Source organism: Bartonella sp. AP7XZML (assembly GCF_042195745.1).
In the GTDB taxonomy this organism is placed as follows: Bacteria; Pseudomonadota; Alphaproteobacteria; order Rhizobiales; family Rhizobiaceae; genus Bartonella.
This window is the reverse complement of record NZ_JBHIOT010000066.1, coordinates 57,475-82,217: the sequence shown is the minus strand read 5'-3', so window position 1 is coordinate 82,217 and position 24,743 is coordinate 57,475. Positions and strand designations below refer to the sequence as shown.

The window sequence follows — 24,743 nt, the reverse complement described above, 5'->3', positions numbered from 1 at the left end:
ATTTTTCTAATTAATCCATGGAGTACAGATCTCAAACATTAATAAAAGCTGAATTTAAAGAATTTTTCCATGCCTAAAACTGATATTGAAATTGCTCGCACTGCTAAAAAGCAACATATTATTGAAATTGCACAAAAAATTGGTATTTCACATGAAAATCTCATTCCCTATGGTCATGATAAAGCTAAAATTTCTTCTGAATACATAAAATCGCTTAATAAAAATCCAGATGGTAAACTTATCCTTGTCACAGCTATCAATCCCACACCTGCCGGAGAAGGCAAAACAACAACAACAGTTGGACTAAGTGATGCTCTTAATCTTATTGGTAAAAAAACAATAGCTACCTTGAGAGAACCATCTTTAGGTCCCTGTTTTGGTGTAAAAGGTGGTGCTGCTGGTGGTGGTTATGCGCAAGTCATTCCAATGGATGACCTTAATTTACATTTTACCGGTGATTTTCATGCTATTACATCTGCTCATAATCTTCTTGCCGCAATGATAGATAATCATCTTTATTGGGGAAATACTCTAAACATTGATCCACGTCGCATTGTTTGGAAACGCGTTCTTGATATGAATGACCGTGTATTGCGCGATATTGTCATTTCATTGGGGGGCATAACAAATGGTTTTCCACGTCAAACAGGTTTTGATATTACTGTTGCATCAGAAATTATGGCGCTTCTTTGTCTCTCTGAAAATTTAGAAAACCTTACACAAAGACTCAAAAAAATTATTGTTGCTTATCGTTATGATAAAACGCCCATCACCGTTGCTGATCTCAATGCGGAAGGTGCAATGGCAGTTCTTCTCAAAGATGCTATACAACCCAATCTCGTACAGACAATTGAAAATAATCCTGTTCTCGTTCATGGAGGACCTTTTGCCAACATTGCTCATGGTTGCAATTCAGTTATAGCAACAAAAACTGCTTTAAAACTTGCTGATTATGTTGTCACAGAAGCAGGGTTTGGAGCAGATCTTGGAGCAGAAAAGTTCTTCAATATCAAATGTAGGCAAGCAGGTATTGTACCAAATGCTACAGTGATCGTCGCAACTATTCGTGCATTAAAAATGAATGGTGGTCTGGATAAAAATAACCTGACAGAAGAAAATATCACCGCTTTAGAAAAAGGAGCTGCCAATCTTTTACGACACATAGAAAATATGAAGCACTACGGTATTTCTTGTGTTGTGGCTATCAATCATTTTGACAGCGATAGCGATGCTGAAATAAAAACATTACAAAAAATAGTTGCAACAACTGGACACAAAGCTATTATCTGTAAGCATTGGGAACAAGGTGGAAAAGGCGCTATAGAACTTGCACAAGAACTCGTTACCTTGATTGAAAAGCACGATTCTGATTTTAAAGTTCTCTATCAAGATGATATTCCCCTCGTTCAAAAAATTAATTGTATTATAACAAAGCTATACGGTGGACGTGGTGCCATTATCTCAGCCCCTATTCTCAAACAACTTGAAACTTGGGAAAAAGAAGGTTTTGGCGTCTACCCTATTTGTATGGCAAAAACACCTTATTCTTTTTCTTCTGATCCCAAGCAATACGGTGCTCCTGTTGATTTTGAAATTCCCATACGAGAAGTTCATCTCTGTGCAGGAGCCGGTTTTATTGTTGTCATTTGTGGAGATGTTATGACCATGCCGGGACTACCCCATTATCCCACGGCTGAAAAAATTCATCTTGACGAAAATGATCAAATACAAGGACTTTCATAAGTTTATAATCATGAAATCTATCATTCATTATAAAAAGCATTTTATTACAAAAAAAATAGAATTTTTAAAAGCGATATAGACAAATGTCTTATTTATATGATATAAGTTTCTGTCCTTTTGGATATGCCTTTAAAAGGACGTAGGTTTTCCTATTATTTGTGACACTGAAAAAAGCAGGATAAATAGTGCAAGTACTCGTTCGTGATAATAATGTTGATCAAGCGCTCCGCGCGTTGAAAAAAAAGATGCAGCGTGAAGGTATCTTCCGTGAAATGAAAATGCGTAGTTATTATGAGAAGCCATCTGAGAAGCGTGCTCGTGAAAAAGCTGAAGCTATTCGTCGTACACGCAAGCTTGCTCGTAAGCGTGCACAAAGAGAAGGTTTTGTTAGTAACGGACGAACTGTTGCGGTAAAGTAATATACTTTATGATATTATATAATTGCATAAGCAATAGATAGTAAGCTACTAGAAAATTTTATCTTCATAGGCAATTGCGATGAATTGCTTGTGTAGGTTTTTATGTACAATGTTATCTAATATGTTAGTTATTTGAAAATAATAAGGTTTCTATCATAGAGGTGGTTTTTATTTCACTCTTATATTTTAAAAATAGATAACAAACTACACTTGAGATATTTAAGCGACTTTTTCCTATGTAAATTGAGTGCGGGGTGTTTTATTATCACTTTTCGCTATAATTTTCTCCTTCTGGATATCTCTTACATCACTGCTTCTTATGTGCAAATTTCATGATGAATTTCTTTTTGTCATTAAATATTCTACATCTTTCGATCATCCTAGGTCTGATTACAAAACAAAAATAACTATCGCAATATGCGATTGTGTGTAAAATATAATATCAAATTCATAATCCTCTTTCCCTTCAGTTATGTAACGAAACGATATAATTCCATAACTTTTTATATCTCTTGATTCTGTCTCTCTAAAGGATGACGAATTTCAACCACTGCACTATAGATTCTTTTTTCTTGATAAATTTCTTCTATTCATCACTTATGTAATTACCCTCATCAGTGTATCGAATAAGCCTTTCTATTTCATTCAACTTTCTTCTATACTGAGTTAGAGAAAAAGAAAATTGACAATAAACAGAGAAAACACTGTGTTTTAATATGGATGAATGTGCCTTTTATTACCATTTTTGATGGAAATGTTTTTAAAATTTAAATAACGAGTTAAGGTTTTTAACGCGGAGATTTGTTATTATAAGTAATCGTTTTTCATATTAAGTAATAATTCTGAATAACGTAAAGTTTCTCAACACTTTCTCATATTGAATCAATCAAGATTATCTTCTTGTACATCATAAGCGGGATTCGTACGCAAATAGAATAAAAGCTATTTAAGAAAAAACAAAAATGCTTCTTATGAATACCATAAATAATAGGAACTGCATAACATTGAAAGCTGGTAAATAGAACGATGAAGCCAGCTTATCTACCATACGGATAAGCATTATCATGGCATAAGATTAGAGTGTAGCAAATTTTATAAATGAATTATCACGAAAAAGTATCCTGTTAAAATTAGCCCTTCATATATCAATCTACTCTATAAATGTTGCTCATATTTTTACGCTTAAATGTTTTATTTATCGTATTATTTTGTTCATTCAAAACTTCTTTTCAAGCCACACAATAATCCCTTTCTGAACAGCTCTTTGTTCATAGTATGCATACATGCACTTTTACTTTGAGAAACAAACTCAAAAAAGAGATGCAATACTTTAGCCCTAATTTCCTGTACAAAAACTGCCTATGGCTCCAATATACTTTACTGTTTTATCACGCTTACAGCTACATAAAAATCTAATGTTTATTTATATCTACCCCCTCATAAACAAGATAAGCACTAAGAAATACAAACCTTTTGTTTTCCTTATTTTGATATTTTTGTAGCAATTTTTTCATCGTTTAGATCTCTTTAACGAGCAATGTGTCATACTTTTTATCAGTTTCCAGTCTTATCTTTCAGATTTTAAATTTCCAATATATGACGAAATAAAGGAGTTCGGTGTGCAAAATTCTCGTTGGTTTCGCGTTTCAATACTCATATCATGTATCTTAATAGCAACAGTCATTGTATTGGGTTCACCTCATTTGTTGCATGCACAAACATTTAATCAAAATTTAGGGCCCAGTGGTTTACCACTTCCGCGATTTGCTTCGATTAAACCCACCAGCGTTAATGTACGCGTCGGACCAGGAAGCAACTATTCTATCATTTTCACCTACAAAAAGAAGGGCTTACCTATTGAAATCATTCAAGAATATGATCAATGGCGCAAAATTCGTGATGCAGAAGGCGATGAGGGATGGGTGTATCAATCGCTTTTATCGGGAAAGCGAACTGCTATAACTATTCCATGGCAAAAAGATAAAACAAAAAGGCTGATGCTACGAAAAAACCCCACCGACAACGCAGAACTTGTGGCGGAAGTAGAACCTAACGTCATTGGTAACATCCGCCAATGTGATGGACAATGGTGCGAACTAAACATTAATAATACGCGCGGATGGCTTCAGCAACCCCAGTTATGGGGAATCTATCCTGATGAAAAAGTAAAAGGTTGGTGAATACTCAAACTCAACAAGTTTAATTTTTATTCCTCATTAAATATCCTCACTGCCTATCACAAGATTGATTTTTTGGTTTCAATCGCACGATTAAATCAACATGTGAAATTTCCATACCTTCTGGTGGCTTAGGCAAATTTTTAATAATGGGAGCTTCTTCCAAATTATAAGGAATATCAAGAATACGATTTTCGCCTTCTATATAAAAATGGTAGTGATCAGAGGTATTGGTATCAAACCAAGTTTTTGAGCCTTCTACGGCAATAATCCGTAATAATCCCGCTTCCGTAAATTGATGAAGCGTATTATAAACCGTTGCTAAAGATACAGGTACACCTACCCTCACCGCTTCCTCATAGAGCTCTTCAGCAGTAATATGACGATTTCCTTGAGAAAAAATCATATGTGCAAGTTCCAACCGCTGACGTGTTGGACGCAGACCATTTTGACGCAAACGTTTTTCTAACATAGAAATGGAATAATATTGCACAATTTTTCCACACTCTTTTGTGAACTGCTGCTCTTCATTCATATCTAAATTGTCTGCACTCACTGACATATTACAAACCCAAATATATTCCTACTAAATAAGATCAAAATACAAAAAAATGGGAATAGTATGGTGTAATCTTGTATTCCATTTTTAAATAATTACCTATGTAGAATACATAAAAAAAGGCTTTTGTCATTAAAAATGATATAAAATCATTTCCCTCTCTTTAAAATTTGCTCTAAAAGTAGGTTGGGAAAAGCGCAGAAATAAAGATATATGCAAATAAATGGAGTAACAATGGCTGAACAAAAGTCTCGCTACACTTATGAAGAGCTTCTAAGCTGCGCTCGCGGCGAAATGTTTGGTAGAGGTAATGCGCAATTGCCAGCACCGCCAATGTTAATGATTCATCGAATCACTCAAATTAGTGAAACTGATGGTAAATACGATAAAGGAATGGTTCGCGCCGAATTTGACATTACACCAGACATGTGGTTCTTTAATTGTCACTTTATAGGCGATCCCGTCATGCCAGGATGTCTCGGACTGGATGGTATGTGGCAATTAACAGGTTTTTTTCTTGGTTGGCTAGGCGAACCAGGCAAAGGAAGAGCAATATCAACAGGTGAAGTAAAGTTATCAGGGATGGTAACTCCACAAACCAAAATTCTTGAATATGAAATAGATTTTAAGCGTATTCGACGTGGAAATTTAGTCTTAGGAATAGCTGATGGGTGGCTAAAAGCAGATGGAGAGACTATTTATAAGGCGAACGATTTACGCGTTGCTTTATTCAAAGAAGATTGAACGTTATTTCCGTCAGAAAGAACTTTTCACTATTCTGTATGGAACGAGGAGGTATGAATGCGTCGAGTTGTTGTAACCGGAATGGGAATTGTCTCCGCAATTGGAAATAACCCTGGAGCTGTTTTAACCAGTTTACGTGAAGCAAAATCCGGAATTTCTTACGCACCTCAATATGCTGAATTAGGCTTTCGTAGCAGAGTTTATGGCAAGCCCGATATTAATATAGAAGAACTCGTAGATCGACGTGCTCTACGTTTTCATGGGCGTGGAACAGCATGGAATCACATCGCCATGGATCAAGCAATTGCTGATGCGGGTCTAGAACCGCATGAAGTATCGAACGAACACACGGGTATTATTATGGGTTCTGGAGGTGCTTCAACACATTCAATCGTAGAAGCTGCTGACATTACACGCCAAAAAGGTCCAAAACGTGTTGGACCTTTTGTTGTCCCTAAAGCGATGAGTTCCACAGCATCTGCAACATTAGCAACTTTCTTTAAAATAAAGGGGATCAATTATTCAATCTCTTCAGCTTGTGCTACCTCCAATCATTGTATTGGTAATGCTTACGAAATGATACAATATGGTAAACAGAAGCGCATCTTTGCCGGTGGCTGCGAAGATTTGGATTGGACACTATCTGTTTTATTCGATGCCATGGGCGCTATGTCCAGCAGATATAATGACATTCCTCACAAAGCTTCACGTGCTTATGATGTTAATCGTGATGGTTTTGTCATTGCTGGAGGTGCTGGCGTTTTAGTCCTTGAAGATTTAGAACTTGCTAAAGCACGTGGTGCAAAAATCTACGGAGAAATCGTTGGATACGGTGCGACATCCGATGGACATGATATGGTTGCCCCATCAGGAGAGGGAGCAGAACGATGCATGCGCATGGCCCTTGCAACAGTCGATAATAAAATTGATTATATCAATCCCCATGCGACAGCAACTCCTGTTGGTGATCCTCCTGAGATAGAAGCTATCCGTCGTGTCTTTGGAGCAGGTGATCAATGCCCCCCCATTTCCGCTACCAAGTCTCTAACAGGACATTCCTTGGGAGCAGCAGGTGTTCACGAAGCAATCTATACATTGTTAATGATGAATCATAATTTTATTTGTGAAAGTGCCCATATTGAAGAACTTGATCCAGCTTTTGCTGATATACCAATCGTTCGTGAACGACGTGATCATCAACAACTGAATACCGTATTGTCGAATACTTTTGGCTTTGGCGGTACCAATGCAACGCTTGTTTTCCAACGTTATGTATAAACAAAAGCTCTTAGTAATTGAAAAAAGTACGGTCTTACGGAGAATAATATGAAAGGTTTGATGGAGGGCAAACGCGGCCTTATTATGGGAATTGCGAATGACCATTCAATTGCTTGGGGCATTGCCTGTCAGCTCGCACAAGCAGGAGCGGAATTAGCGTTGACTTATCAAGGAAATGCTTTTGGAAAACGTGTTCATCCCCTAGCAGATAAACTTGGCTGCAAATTAGTGCTAGAGTGTGACGTTGAAAAAAGTGAAAATATTGATTACGTCTTTGAGCAACTTGAAAAAGAATGGAAAACAATTGATTTTATTGTCCATGCCATTGGTTTTTCAGATAAAACTCAGCTAAAAGGGCGTTACGTTGATGTTACAACACGTGAAAACTTTCAACGCACGATGGTTATTTCAGCTTATTCCTTTACTGAAATTGCCCAGCGCGCGGGTAAGCTTATGCCCAATGGAGGAACACTTTTAACTCTTACCTATGGTGCTTCACAGCAAGTTGTGCCTAATTATAACATCATGGGTGTTGCTAAAGCAGCTTTAGAAGCTATGGTACGTTATTTAGCAGCGGACTTTGGTCCTCAAAATATTCGTGTCAATGCGATTTCCGCTGGTCCTGTTAGAACTTTAGCAGGTAATGGTATTGCAGCTGCACGGGCAATATTTTCACATCAACGCCGTAATGCCCCATTACGGCGTACCGTAGATATTCATGAAATTGGAAAATCTGCTCTTTATCTACTCTCTGACTTATCATCAGGTGTTACAGGTGAAATCCATTATGTTGATTCAGGCTATAACATCATGTCTATGCCAATACTTGAAGAACTGAAAAAAAGTGACGATTCCCAAGAAGAATAAAATTTGTTTCATTGCACTAAAAAAGAAAATCAATCATGTACATAGTGCTTTAATCGGGTATTGAGTACTTTCTCAGCTATATAATAGTGTATTGACTTATAATAATATGACGTAAGGAATATGTGCAAATGTTTGTAAGAATAAGTCAATACAAAACCAGATGTACGATGCCTTGTTTCGCAAAATATTTTATAAAAGCCGGAATATTTCTTCAATCCATGGTTGATAAAGTGTGTATTTTATGACGTTATTTACCTTACTAAAGCATACGCTTTTGCCATTGCTTATAAATCAATATCCAACCCTCATGCCACCGCAGTTTGAAACAGAGATTAGAGAATTATTAAAACCCTTAGTTTCAGCTTTTGTGTAGCAAATTGAAAAAATATTCCTACCGTTTGATTTATTCTTGAAACGCAAATACAATCTAATTTAGGATGAATATGAAGGCGTAAAGAAATCAATCATTAATCTTACTATTGTTCTTTAATGAAAGCATTGCTCTGATGTGTCAGGTAAAATAGAACACCCAAAAACACTATAGCTGTTTCTCCTTCATGCATTTTTTAAAGATATCTCTCAATGCACGCCATTCCATTTCACAATGGTACCTGTAGAACGTATAAAAAATCCTTGTGAAGTACATAAAATCCTTTTTTTACCACCATTTTAATGTTTATACAGATGACAAACCGACACCGTCATTTTACTTGCCATGTTCTAATATTGAAACAACCCTTGACACTTGAGATGATTCATTAGAAGTATCTTTAATAATTTTTATCCACATACTAACCCGCTTGTGACAAGCAAACATATATTTTTAATTAACTCAATACAAAAATAAAATGAATCATTTATATAAATCAATTTTTTATCTTTATAATCACATTATTTTTCAGTTTAAATGACAGCCATAAACAAGTACAATAACATTTTTTCAATCTTAGACTTTCAAAGTTATAATTCCAAAAATCATTTCTTGCATATAAAAAACAGAATTGACATGTGAGAAAATAAAAGGCTTAAATATCTCTACTGAACAGCTTCAAGTGCCAAGAGCTGTCTCACAACATTTGGGGGTGTAATGATGCTCGTCTTCCTCCTTCATAAACATAAAGATGGGGATGTGCACAATAGCTTTATCGGTTACACTATTCACGGTCACCGTCGCAAATTGGACTTAGGATTTTTAAGAGAGGTCTCTTTAAAACAAGCACGTGAATATATAACAGCAATCGTGTTTTTTGGGACGTTCTATTTTACCTGACACATCAGAGAAATGCTTTCATTAGAAAATGAGAAAAATAAAGGTGTGAGATAATCTCCATTATTTAAAAGATATTGCTTTAGATAGCGTAAAACTGAATTTAAAAATGATTGTAGAAATGGGAACAGATTTTCAGCTTTAAAATTTCATCTTCTTCCCAAATTAGATTCTCTTCTTGTTTTAAAGAATTACAAAAACAGAGATTCACAATATCCCTGCCCCGATATTCTTAGCTTATACGTTACATAAATAAGATGCTTCTACCTAATGAGTCTTGTACTATTCTGTTTGCAAATATCATTGTGAGATGAATTTAAGAGACAATAAAAATATCTTGTTCATTACATTACATAAACATGTGTAAGTGGAAACGATAATTTATCTTCAAAGAGATAGCTCTGAGACAAAAGCCAAAACTTTTATATTTCAGCCATGTTTCATAAAGAATCGAATGATATGAATCTATAATTTTCTGGAATATGACCGCCTTATACAACCATCAATAAAATCTATTTTATATGTCTATCATAACATGTTTCTATTTTTTACGATTGGAATTATTAAAAAACAGGATATCATTGAATTTCGTCCTTGAGGGCGCGGCTTAGTAATGTGTTTGCCGCTTCAGTTATATTTTTACCACAATAGAGAATTTGATAAATTTGTTCTACAATGGGCATTTCTACCCCAATACGCTGCGCCAACGTATATACTTCCTTGGTATTTAAGTATCCTTCCACAACCTGACCAATTTGTTTTTCTGCTTCTTTTATATCTATTCCTTTACCAAGAAGTATTCCAAAACGGCGATTACGCGACTGATTATCAGTACATGTCAAAACCAGATCACCTAAGCCTGTCATTCCCATAAATGTGGAAAGCTCAGCACCCATAGCCCCCCCTAAACGACTGATTTCAGCTAGTCCTCGTGTGATAAGAGCTATTCGTGCATTTGCCCCAAAACCTATGCCATCTGATATTCCTGCACCAATAGCAATAACATTTTTGACTGCCCCCCCTAATTGAACACCAATCATATCTGAACTTTTATAAACTCTAAAAGTTTTGTCACAATGAAAAAGTTGCTGCAATTCTTTACCAAACTCAACATCAGAAGCTGCTATCGTCATTGCAGTAGGCCAACCAATAGCTAGTTCTTGCGCAAAAGTTGGTCCAGAAAAAACAGCTAAAGGAATTTTTTCACCTAAAATCTCACGAGCAACCTCTTGTAAGAAACGTCCAGTACCATGTTCTAAACCTTTTGTAGCCCAAATAACGCGTGAATGCTGATCTAAATAAGGCTGAATATTATACAAAACTTGATGAAATACATGGCTTGGAACAGCGATTAATATATTGTGACTTGCCGTTATTGCAGTTTCAAGGGAAGCTTCAAGTAATAAATTTTCAGGAAATCGAACATCGGGTAAATATACTTGATTACAACGTTGTTCCTGTAATTCTTTGATATGTTGAGGACTATATCCCCAAAGTAAAACATTATGACCATTACGGGCAAGAGCTATCGCTAATGCAGTACCAAAAGAACCAGCACCTATAACTGTCATTGCAACGGTTTTCATTAAATTTTCTGATTATTCTCTAAATTTTTGATTTCAATTGCATATTATTATTACAAATAATTTTAATGCTATACTAAATACCCCACGGACTTTCTCTTTTAAATTAAAAGTATATTCAAAATAATGATACTCATTCCACTGATATCTTGTACTTATCCCTGCTTTATATCCTACGAATTTCTTCTACGAAGCTGATACATGCCGCATCAGCTCCGTAGATATTTCTAACAACTACTCCACAGGAAACTGCGTATTTGGATCTTGCTCCATGGGCATTTCTGAACCAGGTGCTTGATCTACAGGAGTTTGCGTACTTAGACCCTGCCCCATAGGCATTTCTGAACCAGGTGCTTGATCTACAGGAGTTTGCGTACTTGCACCTTGCTCCATAGGCATTTCTGAACCAGGTGCTTGATCTACAGGAGTTTGCGTACTTGCACCTTGCTCCATCGAAACCTCTGAGCCCTGTATCTTTTCTGGCTGTTTTCTTACGGATATATCTTTGTTTGATAACTGCTCAGACACTGAAGAATCATCTCTACTTGATATTTCCGGTTCAATAACACGTCCTGAACCACCCATCATATTATAATTCAAATGAGAAATAGCCCACCAAGTTCCCCCAATAATAACAAAAACGCAAATAGCAGCAAACCACAACGCGCTTAAATTCCACTTGGCGTCTGGACCAGAATTCAAGTGCAAAAAGAAAACAATTTGTACTATAATCTGAATAATCGCCATCCCAATAAGATACGCAACCTTTGTACTAATTGCCCAACTTTCCATCATTCCATACATCACAGGAATAAAAGAACCCAAAGTGAAAAATACAGCCAGAATAAAACCAACCAAATAGGAACCAGTACTGGGACCATGTGTTTCATTTTGCACGCTCATCACAACGCTCCTAATAGATAAACCATGGTGAAAACACCAATCCATACAATATCAAGTAAATGCCAAAAAATGGAAAGACATGCTAAACGTGTTTTATTGTTCTGATCCAAGCCATTACGACGAAGATGAAAAAACATCACAACCATCCAAAGAAGGCCAACACTTACGTGAAGTCCATGAGTGCCAACCAAAGCAAAAAATGCTGACCAATAAGCAGAGAGAATTTCCCGTCCAAAAAGCTGTAAACCTGTTGCAGGATCAATACCCGCATAAGCATTTGGATCGAAATAAAAAACCTTACTCAAAAGTTCATGAAATTCGTAAAGTTCCATACCAATGAAGCAACATCCCAATACAAAGGTAATAGCCATCCATAAACGCACACCACTGATGTTATTTTTATGTGCTTGTGCCATTGCAAAGCCATAAGTGACGGACGAAAACAACAAGAAAGCAGTCTCAACCAAAACAAACTTTAAATCTATAAACTCACTGCCCGCTTTACCACCACCATAAGAAGCAGAAAATACAGCAAAACTTGAAAACAGTGTCGAAAACAGGATTAAGTCTGAAAGAATATAGACCCAAAAACCAAACGTCATTACCGAGCTACTATCGTGGTGAAGTTCATCTATAGTACTCGCGTTATTCATTGTTACAGCACTCATACTGTCACTCCTTGTTCTTTAAGAACAGCCGTAAAGGCATCTTCAGTTTTTTGCACTTCTTCAGCTGGAATATAGTAACCATGATGATCACCTGTTAATGAATGACACACAAGCGTTGCAATAAAACCAACCAGTCCAACCGCAACAAGCCACCAAATATGCCAAACAAGCGCAAAACCAACAACTAATGAGAAGAAGCCAGCAATAATTCCAGCCGATGTATTCGATGGCATATGAATTTTTGTAAATCCACTTGTCGGCCGTTGATAACCACTTTTCTTCATATTCCAATAAGCATCATCAGACTGTATCTTTGGAAGGAGGGCAAAATTATAAGAAGGAGGCGGTGAAGAGGTAAACCATTCAAGTGTACGTGCATCACCCCAAGAATCATTTAATGTTACCGGTAAGTGCCCTTTATGCTTAATACCGTACCAAATCGCCAAAACAACCTGTAGCACAAAACAAAGGATACCAAGTAAGATAATACAAGCACCCAATGCAGCAATAATAAACATCGGCTGCCAACTAGGTTCCATGTAATGCTGCAGACGACGCGTCGCCCCCATTAAACCAAGCGCATAAACGGGGAAAAAGGCAAGGTAAAAACCAATAAACCAACACCAAAAAGATGTAATACCTAGTATGCGATTTGGTTTATAACCAAAAACTTTTGGAAACCAAAATGCAATCCCCGCTAAGTACGCAAAAACCACACCTCCAATAATTGTATGATGGAAATGTGCTATCAAAAAGAGCGAATTATGAAACTGCCAATCAGCAGGAACAATAGATAATAAAACACCTGTTAATCCACCACCAACAAATGTAAAGATCATACCCATGCACCAAAGCATAGGAGGCTCAAAGCGAATCCGACCTCTATACATCGTAAGCAGCCAATTAAAAACTTTTACACCGGTTGGAACTGCAATAATCATCGTAGCAATACTAAAGAAGGTATTTACAGCTTCACCCCCACCCATTGTGAAGAAATGATGGCCCCAAACAAGAAGCGAAAGAATCAAAATAACCAACATGGCCCATATCATTGAAGTATAACCAAAGAGGCGTTTTGAAGAAAAAGTTGATACAACTTCAGAAACAATTCCAAAAGCAGGAACAACCAAAACATAAACCTCAGGATGACCAAAAACCCAAACATAGTTAATCCATACCATCGGATTTCCGCCACCAACATTGGTAAAGAAATTCATGTTCAAATAACGATCACATGCCAAGAGTGCAAATGCTACAGCCAAAACAGGATAAATGACTACAATAAGAACATTGCTGACAAAAGCACTCCAACAAAAAATAGGCATTCTCATCATTGTCATTCCAGGAGCACGCATTTTAATCATCGTTGCAATAAAATTCACTGATCCCATTGTTGTTGCAATACCAGAAAGCTGAAGTGACCATAAATAATAATCTACCCCTGTATCTGGACTCGTTTGCAATTCTGTAAAAGGTGGATACATCAACCAACCACCACGACCAAAATTCCCAACACCTAGGGATATGTTAATCAATATCGCCCCTGCAGCCGTAATCCAAAAACCTAGATTATTTGCAAAGGGAAAAGCAACATCACGCGCACCAATTTGAAGTGGTATAAGATAATTAAAAAGACCAAATAAAATAGGCGTGGCCATGAAAAAAATCATGATCGTACCATGCGCCGAAAAAATTTGATCAAAATGCTCAGGGGGCAAATAACCTGCTGTTTCACTCCCAAGAGCTAAAGCTTGATGCGTTCGCATCATAAGTGCATCCGCAAAACCGCGAACAAGCATAATAATTCCAAGAACGATGTACATAATACCTATGCGTTTATGGTCAACCGTTGTAATCCAATTTCGCCATAGAATCCCCCACCACCCAAGTACTGTTAGAGCAATAACAGCAATTAAACCAACCAAAACAATCGCAATACATGTATACAAAACGATCGGTTCATGTGCAAGCGCATGAAAAGCACCTGCCGTAGGATCTGTAAGTCTTCCAAACATTTCTCAACCCATTTCAAATGAAATTCAAGTTTAAAAGAAACCTTTGTTAAAAGGGCTCTTTACTTTATTGACTCTGTTAAATAACATCAGGATCAAATACTGAACATAGTGCACCCCATAGCGTCTGAGCAGCAGCACGTTTCATTAAATCTTCATTACATACCGTCTTTTCATCGACACATCGATTAACAACACGATAGTAAAGCCGCTTCTCAACAGGTGCAAAATAACGAACTTCAGCATCTTTTTCCTTCGCAGCAATATCACCCATACGAGGCGCAATAGAAAGTTGACGATAAGATGAACGATCAAGTACTCGACCATTAGCCCGAGCTTTTACAATCCAATCCTCAAAATCCTGCAAAGACACAGAATGCCACTTAAACCGCATACCCGAAAAACCATCACCACTATAATTTGCTGAGGCCCCTTTGAATACTCCTTGCTCTTCAGCGACCAAATGCAACTTAGCATTCATCTGCGGCATAGCGTAAAGAACTGTACCCAATTTGGGAACCCAAAAAGCATTGACAGAATTCTCTGACGTCAATTGCAATAAAACTTGACGTCCTTCAGGCGCATAAATCTCATTAATCGATGCAACACCGTATTCAGGATAAATAAAAAGCCATTTCCAATCAAGAGCAACAGCATCAATCTGTAATGGCTTTCCTTCACCTACAACTTCCACTGGAAGAGGATTTGTAGGTTCAAGCTTATAGGTATAATAAGCTGTTAATGAACCTAAAACCATTACAATTACAACTGGAATACCCCACATCAATGCTTCAATTTTATTTGAATGTGCCCAATCAGGAGAATAGTCCGCTTTCATATTCGATGCACGATATTTTATAGCTAAAAATACCACACTCACCATAACTGGGATAACAATACAAAGCATCACCACCACACAAACAACGATCAAAATGAGCTGTTGACGTGCAACATAACCTGATGGCTGCATAACATCAATTTTACAACCAGACAAAAGCAGTGCTCCCCCTAAAATCACAAGCATTTCTAATTGTCTAACAAAGCTTTTCATCTCTATTTACCCCCGTCATACGCACTAAAAACTGTCATAAATATATACCTCACATTGTACAGATTTGAAAATAATTATCAAGAGAATTAAATGCCTATATTACTCTTATTAAACGCTTACTCTTTACCTATCACAATTTAATTGTTTTGCTTAATTGTTTTGCAATATACTCAAGTGCAAACCGATATCCATCACCTCCACACCCAGTTATGATAGCGTCTACACCTGCAGATGTATAAGAATGGTGACGAAAAGCTTCACGCTGATAAATATGAGATAAATGAACTTCTACTTTCGGCCCTGAAAACATTTTTAGGGCATCAAGAAGTGCAACAGATGTATGACTGTAAGCCGCTGGGTTAATGATCAATCCAGAACTTGCCTCTATTGCTTCTTGTATCCATGCCACTAATTGCCCTTCATAGTTACTTTGATAAAAATTTATTATAATATCATTTTTTTTTGCCCATTCTCTGCATCTTTTTTCAATATCTTCTAGAGTTTCAGTTCCATAAATTTCTGGCTCACGTTGACCTAGAAAATTTAAATTAGGACCATTTAAAATCGTTATTATCTCTGACATAGCAAGCCTTTTCTTTCAGACCTATCACTTATTAAAAAATATTTAGCATGTTTTTACGGCAATAAAGCTCCATCCTTAATCTCAAAGAATTCTGCGCGTCCTTTTAAGTCATCAAATAAAAGACGATCTGTTCCTGTCATAAATGTTTGTACAGCTAAATCATCAAGAATATCAAATAGAGCAGCACGTCGATGCGAATCAAGATGGGCAGCCATTTCATCAAGAAGAAGAATGGGAGATCTTTCCGACATCATACCTGTTAGACGTGCATGACACAAAACTAAACCTGTTAGCAGCGCTTTTTGTTCACCTGTTGAACAAGATGTTGCTGCTCTATTTTTATCAGCATAAAAAACCTGCAAATCTGCACGATGTGGTCCTTCTAACGTCCGACCAGCAGCACGATCCATTGCGCGATTATGCCGCAATCGATCACAAAATTGTTCTTCAACTTCAGTTGCTGATATTTCACTAAGAGCTGTTTCTAAAAAACCATCAATTTGCAAAAAAGCTCGTGGAAAAGGTATCTGTGAGGGCATTTGTGTAAACATGTCATTTAAAAGACGAATAACATCAACACGCGCCGCAGAAATAGCTGTCGCCAATTCTGCCATTTGCTTTTCTAAAGCATCAAACCAAGCACAATCTTCATTTCCATCTAAAAACAAACGATTACGTGCGCGCATAGCTCTATCATAATCGGCTATGCGGCGCCTATGCAAGGGATCAATCGCCAAAACCATACGGTCCAAAAAACTACGGCGCTCAAGTGAAGGACCTGTAAAAAGACCATCCATAGACGGTGTTAGGACACTAATATGACAATAATCTGTTAGGCAATCACTCGACTCATTCACACCATTAATATGGACCTTTCGACTGTTATCGCTAACCTCAAAAGCTGTACCAATCTTTACTTCACCATAAAGAGCGCATTCAAGACGCGCAAATACAACAAATCCTCCACCATCACCATCTACAAAGCTAACGTCAGAATAAACAGCACGCCGCAAACCACGACCAGGAGAAAGAAAAGATAACGCCTCTAAAAGGTTCGTCTTACCAGCACCATTATGGCCAGTAAAAACCACATGCTGACCAGAAAAATGAATATTGAAAAAAGAATAATTGCGATAACGTAAAAGCTTCAGCTGCCTCACTGCCACTTTGTGCACATGACTGGCCATGCATTGCAAAACAACTGCCCCTAAACGCGAATAGGCATCAGTACATAGAGCACATCCGCATCATCATTATCACGAATCAGAGCTGGTGCTCCAGCCTCAGCCAACATAAAAACCATCTCATCACTTGAAAGCTGCCCAGCAATATCCAAAAGATAACGTGAATTAAATCCTATCTCAAGCGGTTCAGATGCATAAGTTACTGATAATTGATCTTCTGCACTGCCCGAATCTGGGCTATTAACAACAAGCCTTAACTGTCCATGCTCAATCGTTAATTTAACTGCACGCCCCCGATCACTTGAAATCGTTGAAACACGATCAACTGCAGAAGAAAAGTCCTGCCTATTAACAATTAATTCTTTATCATTTCCAAGAGGGATAACACGTTGATAATCTGGAAATGTTCCATCAATTAATTTTGATGTAAAAATCACAGAGCCTATAGAAAAACGAATTTTTGTCTCCGAAAGCTCTATACATACATCGCTATCATTTTCTTCTGAAAGAAGTTTTTGCAATTCTCCTACAGCTTTACGGGGAACAATAACACCAGGCATTCCCTCAACTCCCGAAGGAGCTTCCATCTCAACTTGTGCCAAACGATGACCATCAGTTGCAACCAAACGCAATTTCAAAACACCATCATTAATAATATGGAAATAAATACCATTAAGATAATAACGGGTTTCTTCAGTAGAAATGGCAAATTGTGTACAATCAAGTAAATGTTTTAAGCCTGATGCCGATAAAGAAAAACGATAACCAAATTGCCCAGGAAGCGACTCTGGAAAGTCTGACTTCGGAAGACATTGAAGCTGAAAATGTGCACAACCCGAAACAACGGACATTGTACCTGCTTGATTCTCATCGAGGGATAATACAACTTCATTGCTATCAGGAAGTTTTCGAATGATATCATAGAGCAAATGTGCCGGAACAGTTGTTGCTCCAGCTTGTTTAACATTAACTGCAAAAGATTCCATAACCTCTAAATCAAGGTCTGTTGCTTTTAACTGTACACGGCCATTTTCTGCATCAATCAACACATTCGATAAAATAGGAACAGTATTACGGCGCTCTACCACACGGTGAACCCGACCAAGAGACTTGAGAAATTGACTGCGATCAACTGTAATACGCATAAAAGCCCCGTATGATTTACTAAAAACTATAAGAATTCCTTAGAATTAAAGAATAGATCCCTTTAGAGAATCGCCTGCTAGAGTTTATTAAACCTCTCTTAAAATGGCAAGTCACTCCTGCATAAGAAAAAATAAATCTTTTCATTAAATTCTTTAAAGTCTCTCCAAAGAAAGAAACGATAAACACTATACAGCCTGTTCTCCAATCAACCGCTTAAGCAACTCAAGTTCCTTAGCCAAGGTCTGATCACCACAAACCAAATCTTCAATTTTACGCACAGCGTGTAAAACTGTTGTATGATCACGCCCACCAAAACGGCGCCCAATTTCTGGTAATGAGCGAGGAGTTAATACTTTTGCTAAATACATTGCAACTTGCCGTGGCTTCACAACCGTACGTGTTCGACGATTAGATAACAAGTCCTGTTTAGAAACATTATAATGGCGTGCTACCGTACGCTGAATTTCTTCAATCCGAATACGCTTAGGTTCACCAGGACGTGTCAAATGACCTAATAACTCATCAATCCGCTCTAAAGATAAATCAGACTCAAAAGATTGACGAAACAAGAGCTGATTAAACGCACCTTCAATATCACGCCCCGACCCTAAAACCGTTTTCGCAATATATTCCAAGATATCATCAGAAATTGATACCATGCCATCATCTTGTTGTGCCACCTTCAACCGCTGGCGCAACATTTGCAAACGCATTTCATAATCTGGTGCTTCAATTTCAAGAGCTACCCCTCCCTGAAGACGAGAGCGAACGCGAAGATCAAGCGATTCTAATTCTGCTGGTGGACGATCTGCAGCGACAACAACCTGTTTTGCACTATCAAGCAACATATTAAGCAAATGGCAAAACTCATGTTGTATCGACTTACCCTGCAAAAACTGCATATCATCAATAATCAAAAGGTCGATATCACGAAGCTGTTCTTTAAAAGAAAGAGCATCATTATCACGAATAGCTGTTGCAAAACGCCACATAAAATATTCAGCAGTTAAATAAATAACGCGCGCAGACGTTAAACGCTTCAATGCAGAAGCAGCAATCGCTTGAAGCAAATGTGTTTTTCCTAAGCCAACAGATGCGTGAATAAAAAGAGGATTAAAACGCAAAGCACTTTTATGCCCCTCTGCAATGGAACGCGCAGCTGCTAAAGCAACACGATTAGAAGCCCCCTCAACAAAACTTTCAAAAGTATAGCGAGAATCAAGTGGAGATCCAAAAACTCCCGTTTGAGAACTCTTAACTGAATGCTCTGCACAACTTTCAACAAAAGATGAAGTCGCTTGCTCCTCTAGCACAGCAGAAGGAACACTTCTTTTACAAACGACGTCTCTTGAAACGCGTTCCATACCACGAACAATAACTTCAACACGAAGAATTGCTGAATTCTCTTGTTTCCATAAATGAGTCAAAAGAGAACCATAGTGATTATTAATCCATGAACGTAAAAAAGCTGTAGGAACAGAAAGCTTTACAAGAGTATGGCTATATTCAGCAAGCTTCACACGTCCAAACCAACTGGTATAAGCCTCAACACCAACCTGCACCTTTAATTGCGCCATAACACGTATAAAAGCCGCCGCACTTTCCTCCTCTGAAACAATAGAATGCCCTATAGAAGCATTTCTACAAACGTCCTCATCACTCTCTGTCATCCTATTCTTTATTATGTTCTCTGCCGACAGGATATTCACCGAAACCCTTTTAAAGGAACTAGCTTTAGAGTTCAATTTATCCACCATCTTCCATCCTGATAAAAATAAAATTTTGTCCTGCCAAACAACTAAAATAAATCTAGCGAAGGCAAAACGCCCTACCCCAAATAAGATTACTCACCCTCCCCTAGGATAGCCTCATCACAACCCCACTAACAAAGATGACCAATAAGATTTACTTGCACTCATGATATGACCCACCCTTCTAAAATGGTAAACATATCCATTAAGAAAACTAAAAAACCGTCAGAAAACCTCTCCAACACAAAAGTTTCGAAAAGCCTAAATCAAAACATCTTGTATTCAACAAAATACAGAATAATGCGCTGATGTGACCCCTTCATGCTTCTTAGTCTTCATAAGAACCATACAAAACAGCAGAGGTAAAATGCAAGAGGTCAAAATAAAATCAAAAAACCCGAAAAAAATGCTTATATTAATGAGGACTGAAAAAAATATTGATTCAATTCATTTTTTTTCTCTAAATTTACCAATAATTAAAGAATCTCTTCAGATTTAAAAAAAAAAATAAAATGCTTGACAAAAAAGACTCTGTACAAATCCACAAAGCTTGTGGATAACCATACCTCCCCCTATAAACTTTCTCTCCTTTTTCAAGTGGAGAATCATTATCGATTCTTATTTTCAATAGAAACTTTTTGAAATAATAAACAAAAAGCCAGCATCCTCATGGATACTGGCTTTGTTCTCAATTAAAGGAGAAAAGCTTAAACGCTGAGAGCCTTCAAACGTTTAGCTAAACGCGATACTTTCCTCGCAGCAGCATTTTTATGAAAAACCCCTTTAGAAACTGCACGCATAATTTCAGGCTCAAAATTCTTAAATGCAATCTCTGCAGATGCCTTATCGCCACCCGCTAAAGCATCATCAAACTTACGTATAAAAGTACGAACGCGTGAACGGCGGGCCTTATTAACCTGTGTGCGCGCCGCAACCTTGCGCACCGCTTTTCGAGCAGAAGGTGTATTCGCCATAAATATAATCTCTCTTTCAACACCTTGGTAAAATAAGTCTCAATAACAACTCTACCAATATAAATAAATCCAACCCAAGCAAAACTATAAAGCTGCCTATAACCGTGTGGGTTATAGCGCAATCCTAAAGCTAACGTCAATTAGATTTTCAAAGATAGCCATAAAAAAACGAAGCCAAACTCTTTGATCCGCAACTTTATAGCTTAATAATAGATATTCCTTAACAAACAAAAGAATTTAAACGGCTAACTTACGCAAGACATATTGCAAAATTCCACCATGATGCAAATAATCTAGCTCATCTTCAGTATCAACACGGCATAATAATGGAACGGTTTTTACCGTACCATCAGAAAAAGTAATTTTCGCTACAGTCTTTTGACGAGGTTTCAAGTTATGAATCCCTTCAATTGTCACCTTTTCATCTCCCTTTAAGCCTAAAGATTTCCAACTTAGCCCCTCCTCAAAAACAAAAGGGACAATGCCCATACCAACAAGATTAGAGCGATGAATCCTTTCAAAAGACTGCACAATCACTGCTTTGACACCAAGAAGATTGGTCCCCTTGGCAGCCCAATCGCGAGATGATCCATTACCATATTCAATACCTGCAAAAACAACGAGTGGAATACCTTCTTGTTTATACGCCATTGCTGCATCGTAAATGGTTTGTTCTGCCGCTGACGGATAATGAACCGTATAACCTCCTTCTCGACCATTTTCCCCTAACATGAAATTACGAATGCGAATATTGGCAAAGGTCCCACGCACCATAACTTCATGATTCCCACGACGCGTTCCATACTGATTAAAATCAGCCACTTTAACACCATGATCCATTAAATATTTTCCGGCAGGAGAAGCTGCTTTAATAGAACCAGCAGGAGAAATATGATCCGTCGTGATTTTATCACCAAATAAACCTAAAATCCGTGCATCTTTAATATCTGGTAAGATATCAGGTGTTTTCTGCATATCATCGAAATAAGGTGGATTGCGTACATAGGTGGATTGCTCATCCCAAGAATAGGTAGAACCCGTAGGAATCTGAACTTTTTGCCAATTTTCATCTCCCTTAAAAACATCTGCATACTTTTCGGCAAAAACCTTCCGCGTGACATTTTTTTCGATAAACTCCTGTATTTCTTGAGAAGTTGGCCAAATATCTCTCAAATAAATGGGGTGGCCATTTGAATCTTCACCTAGAGGCTCCTTGGTTAAATCTTTACACACCGTCCCGATGAGCGCATGTGCAACAACTAACGGTGGTGAAGCTAAATAATTCGCTTGCACATCAGGGGAAACACGCCCTTCAAAATTACGATTTCCTGAAAGAACCGCAGATGCAATTATACCATTGTCATTAATCGTTTTGGAAATAGCTGGATGCAAAGGACCAGAATTACCAATACATGTTGTGCACCCAAATCCTACTAAGTTAAATCCTAATGCATCTAAATCTTTTTGCAGACCCGAATTTTGAAGGTAAGCTTCAACGACTTGTGAACCAGGTGCAAGAGAAGTTTTTACCCATGGCTTACTCTTAAGACCCTTTGCCACAGCATTTCGTGCCAAAAGACCCGCTGCAATAAGAACACTTGGATTCGATGTATTCGTACACGACGTAATCGCAGCGATCACCACATCACCGTGACCAAGCGTATATTCTTCACCCTCAACCTGATAACGCTTATCTTGTCCAGAAGTCTTCTTATAGTCTTCGACCAATGCCTTCTCAAAACCCTGCCCAACATTTTCCAATGCAATACGTCCTTCAGGACGTTTAGGACCAGCCATAGAAGGGACAACGGTTCCCATATCTAATTCAATTGTATCACTAAAAATGGGATGAGCCACCATTTCATCATGCCACATCCCTTGTGCTTTGGTGTAAGCCTCCACTAAGGCAATCCGACTTTCATCACGCCCTGTCATATTGAGATAACGCACTGTCTCCTTATCAATTGGGAAAAAACCACACGTTGCTCCATATTCAGGTGCCATATTTCCAATCGTTGCCCGATCAGCAAGCGTCATATGCTCCAAACCAGGACCAAAAAACTCAACAAATTTACCGACAACACCCTTCCGACGTAGCATTTGGGTCACCGTTAATACGAGATCGGTGGCTGTTACACCTTCCTTAAGTTTACCTGTTAGACGAAAACCAATCACTTCAGGTAACAACATAGAAACAGGTTGGCCTAACATTGCTGCTTCTGCTTCAATACCACCAACACCCCAACCTAAAACCCCTAAACCATTTACCATAGTCGTATGCGAATCAGTTCCCACACAGGTGTCAGGATAAATCGTCTCACAGCCCTCTTCATTCTTCATCCATACACATTGTGCTAAATATTCTAAGTTAACCTGATGACAAATCCCTGTTCCTGGAGGAACAACGCGAAAATTTTGAAAGGCTTGTTGCCCCCATTTAAGGAAACGATAGCGTTCACCATTGCGTTCATATTCATGCTCAACGTTTTCCTTAAAAGCCATGGAATTGCCAAAAGCATCAACAATAACTGAGTGATCAATGATGAGATCAACGGGAATGAGAGGATTGATTTTTTCAGCGTTACCGCCAAGTTTAACCATAGCATCACGCATTGCAGAAAGATCAACAACTGCTGGAACACCTGTAAAATCCTGCATAAGAACACGTGCAGGACGGTAAGCAATTTCTGCCCCAGCGCTCCCTTTGTCGTTTAACCACTTAGCAACATTGAAGATATCCTCTTTTTTAACTGTGCGACCATCTTCGAATCGCAATAAATTTTCGAGAATAACTTTCATCGAAAACGGTAAACGAGAAACACCTTCAAGTCCGTTCTTCTCCGCTTCAATCAAGCTATAATAAGTATATTCTTTGCCACCAACATTTAATACTCTACGACAATTAAAGCTATCAATTTGAGTCATGACTGTCCACCCTCATACTATAACCACCCAATTTCCAGGAATGAACAACACAAACTACGAGTCAAGGTCGCAGCTTGAGCGCAGACGCAATTACCTCCGCCATCCATTTCCCCTCCACCCTCTAGGCATAATGCGGAAATCAGCGCCAGAAACCATTTTACACCAGATATTGATGTAAGGTATCCCTTATAGAACTATTTCTAGAACTATTCTAGGTACAATTGCATAAAAAATGTGTTTTTTATTCTATAATGCAATTAAAGAATATGAAAATAAAAACAAAATAGGCAATCACATGGTGTTATCAGGAAAAGATTTAGCCGCTTACAGAAACGAGGAAATTCTGTTTCAAGGTCTTTCTTTTTGTTTATTTTCACAGCAACTTATGACAATCACCGGTCCTAATGGTATCGGAAAGTCTACATTACTCCGAATCATTGTCGGTCTTCTTGAAGCTGCTGAAGGTCATATAATACTTAAAGACCATGATCAAATATACCCTGTTGCAACTGCTTGTCATTATCTTGGTCCTCAAAATGCTATGAAACCTCTCTTATCTGTCATTGATAATTTGCAATTTTGGGCAGATTTTTACGGTCAACATTTACGTTTTGCGCATGAAGCTCTTGCCGATATTGGTCTTTCTAATCTTGAACATTTACCCTTTAACGCTCTGTCAACTGGACAACAAAGACGCGTAGCTATTGCTCGCCTTTTGCTCTCCTATCGTCCTCTTTGGATTTTAGATGAACCAATATCTGGGCTTGATAACCATGCTCAAAAACTCCTTGCTCGTATTTTCCAGCGTCATCTCAATCAAGGTGGTATGATTATCGCTGCAACTCATAATTCCATAGGCATTCCAGAAAACCATAAAATCGCTCTGGAAAAATTTTTACCTCTCTAGGA

General features: G+C 37.9%; 19 protein-coding genes. 7 read left to right on the top strand and 12 right to left on the bottom strand.

Going from position 1 to position 24,743, the window contains the following annotated elements; genetic code table 11:
- Positions 1-69: 69 nt before the first annotated feature.
- The 3 genes from ACFILT_RS05040 (at position 70) to ACFILT_RS05030 (ending at position 4,342) form a co-directional block, all read left to right on the top strand.
- Positions 70-1,743, top strand: coding sequence for a formate--tetrahydrofolate ligase (locus ACFILT_RS05040; protein WP_375679683.1), 1,674 nt, complete (start codon positions 70-72; stop codon positions 1,741-1,743).
- A 185-nt stretch (positions 1,744-1,928) separates the two neighbouring features.
- Complete coding sequence (rpsU, locus tag ACFILT_RS05035) at positions 1,929-2,162, top strand: 30S ribosomal protein S21 (protein ID WP_012754552.1); 234 nt, start codon at positions 1,929-1,931, stop codon at positions 2,160-2,162.
- A 1,619-nt stretch (positions 2,163-3,781) separates the two neighbouring features.
- Positions 3,782-4,342 (top strand): SH3 domain-containing protein, encoded by a 561-nt coding sequence (locus tag ACFILT_RS05030; protein WP_375652410.1) that lies wholly within the window; start codon positions 3,782-3,784, stop codon positions 4,340-4,342.
- A 46-nt stretch (positions 4,343-4,388) separates the two neighbouring features.
- Here ACFILT_RS05030 and irrA read toward each other — a convergent pair whose 3' ends face one another.
- Positions 4,389-4,901, bottom strand: a complete 513-nt coding sequence (gene irrA, locus ACFILT_RS05025; RefSeq protein WP_375678796.1) for an iron response transcriptional regulator IrrA — start codon at positions 4,899-4,901, stop codon at positions 4,389-4,391.
- A 231-nt stretch (positions 4,902-5,132) separates the two neighbouring features.
- Between irrA and fabA the strand changes: the two genes are divergently transcribed.
- From fabA to fabI, 3 genes are read left to right on the top strand one after another with little or no spacing between them, the layout of a single operon-like run.
- Positions 5,133-5,642, top strand: a complete 510-nt coding sequence (gene fabA / locus ACFILT_RS05020) for a 3-hydroxyacyl-[acyl-carrier-protein] dehydratase FabA (protein WP_273722474.1) — start codon at positions 5,133-5,135, stop codon at positions 5,640-5,642.
- Positions 5,643-5,699: 57 nt separating this feature from the next.
- Complete coding sequence (gene fabB / locus ACFILT_RS05015; RefSeq protein WP_375679682.1) at positions 5,700-6,920, top strand: beta-ketoacyl-ACP synthase I; 1,221 nt, start codon at positions 5,700-5,702, stop codon at positions 6,918-6,920.
- Between the two features lie 48 nt (positions 6,921-6,968).
- Positions 6,969-7,787 (top strand): enoyl-ACP reductase FabI, encoded by an 819-nt coding sequence (fabI, locus tag ACFILT_RS05010; RefSeq protein WP_375610038.1) that lies wholly within the window; start codon positions 6,969-6,971, stop codon positions 7,785-7,787.
- 1,845 nt (positions 7,788-9,632) lie between these two features.
- Here fabI and gpsA read toward each other — a convergent pair.
- The 11 genes from gpsA to acnA all read right to left on the bottom strand — a co-directional run bounded on the left by gpsA (position 9,633) and on the right by acnA (position 23,834).
- Positions 9,633-10,640 (bottom strand): NAD(P)H-dependent glycerol-3-phosphate dehydrogenase, encoded by a 1,008-nt coding sequence (gene gpsA / locus ACFILT_RS05005; protein ID WP_375652409.1) that lies wholly within the window; start codon positions 10,638-10,640, stop codon positions 9,633-9,635.
- Positions 10,641-10,871: 231 nt separating this feature from the next.
- The gene (cyoD, locus tag ACFILT_RS05000) at positions 10,872-11,540 is read right to left on the bottom strand and encodes a cytochrome o ubiquinol oxidase subunit IV (protein WP_375679681.1); all 669 of its coding nucleotides are present in this window, start codon (positions 11,538-11,540) and stop codon (positions 10,872-10,874) included.
- A complete protein-coding gene (locus ACFILT_RS04995) occupies positions 11,540-12,208 on the bottom strand; it encodes a cytochrome (ubi)quinol oxidase subunit III (RefSeq protein WP_375678799.1) in 669 nt (222 codons plus the stop codon). Before ACFILT_RS04995 ends, cyoD begins: the two co-directional genes overlap by 1 nt.
- Positions 12,205-14,223, bottom strand: coding sequence for a cytochrome o ubiquinol oxidase subunit I (gene cyoB, locus ACFILT_RS04990; protein WP_375611433.1), 2,019 nt, complete (start codon positions 14,221-14,223; stop codon positions 12,205-12,207). The genes ACFILT_RS04995 and cyoB overlap by 4 nt, the downstream gene beginning before the upstream one ends.
- Before the next feature lie 76 nt (positions 14,224-14,299).
- Positions 14,300-15,271, bottom strand: coding sequence for a ubiquinol oxidase subunit II (gene cyoA, locus ACFILT_RS04985; RefSeq protein WP_375611432.1), 972 nt, complete (start codon positions 15,269-15,271; stop codon positions 14,300-14,302).
- 130 nt (positions 15,272-15,401) lie between these two features.
- On the bottom strand, positions 15,402-15,854 hold the full coding sequence (gene aroQ, locus ACFILT_RS04980) for a type II 3-dehydroquinate dehydratase (RefSeq protein ID WP_375611431.1): 453 nt from the start codon (positions 15,852-15,854) through the stop codon (positions 15,402-15,404).
- 53 nt (positions 15,855-15,907) lie between these two features.
- Positions 15,908-17,041 (bottom strand): DNA replication/repair protein RecF, encoded by a 1,134-nt coding sequence (gene recF, locus ACFILT_RS04975; protein WP_375678800.1) that lies wholly within the window; start codon positions 17,039-17,041, stop codon positions 15,908-15,910.
- 20 nt (positions 17,042-17,061) lie between these two features.
- Entirely contained in the window at positions 17,062-18,183 is a 1,122-nt protein-coding gene (gene dnaN, locus ACFILT_RS04970; protein ID WP_375678801.1) for a DNA polymerase III subunit beta, read from the bottom strand.
- A 186-nt stretch (positions 18,184-18,369) separates the two neighbouring features.
- Positions 18,370-19,941, bottom strand: coding sequence for a chromosomal replication initiator protein DnaA (gene dnaA, locus ACFILT_RS04965; protein WP_375648581.1), 1,572 nt, complete (start codon positions 19,939-19,941; stop codon positions 18,370-18,372).
- 701 nt (positions 19,942-20,642) lie between these two features.
- A complete protein-coding gene (gene rpsT / locus ACFILT_RS04960; protein ID WP_273790272.1) occupies positions 20,643-20,909 on the bottom strand; it encodes a 30S ribosomal protein S20 in 267 nt (88 codons plus the stop codon).
- Between the two features lie 237 nt (positions 20,910-21,146).
- Positions 21,147-23,834: an aconitate hydratase AcnA gene (acnA, locus tag ACFILT_RS04955; RefSeq protein ID WP_375678802.1), complete on the bottom strand. Its 2,688-nt coding sequence runs from the start codon at positions 23,832-23,834 to the stop codon at positions 21,147-21,149.
- 295 nt (positions 23,835-24,129) lie between these two features.
- Between acnA and ccmA the strand changes: the two genes are divergently transcribed.
- A complete protein-coding gene (ccmA, locus tag ACFILT_RS04950) occupies positions 24,130-24,741 on the top strand; it encodes a heme ABC exporter ATP-binding protein CcmA (protein WP_375611428.1) in 612 nt (203 codons plus the stop codon).
- Positions 24,742-24,743: the final 2 nt, after the last annotated feature.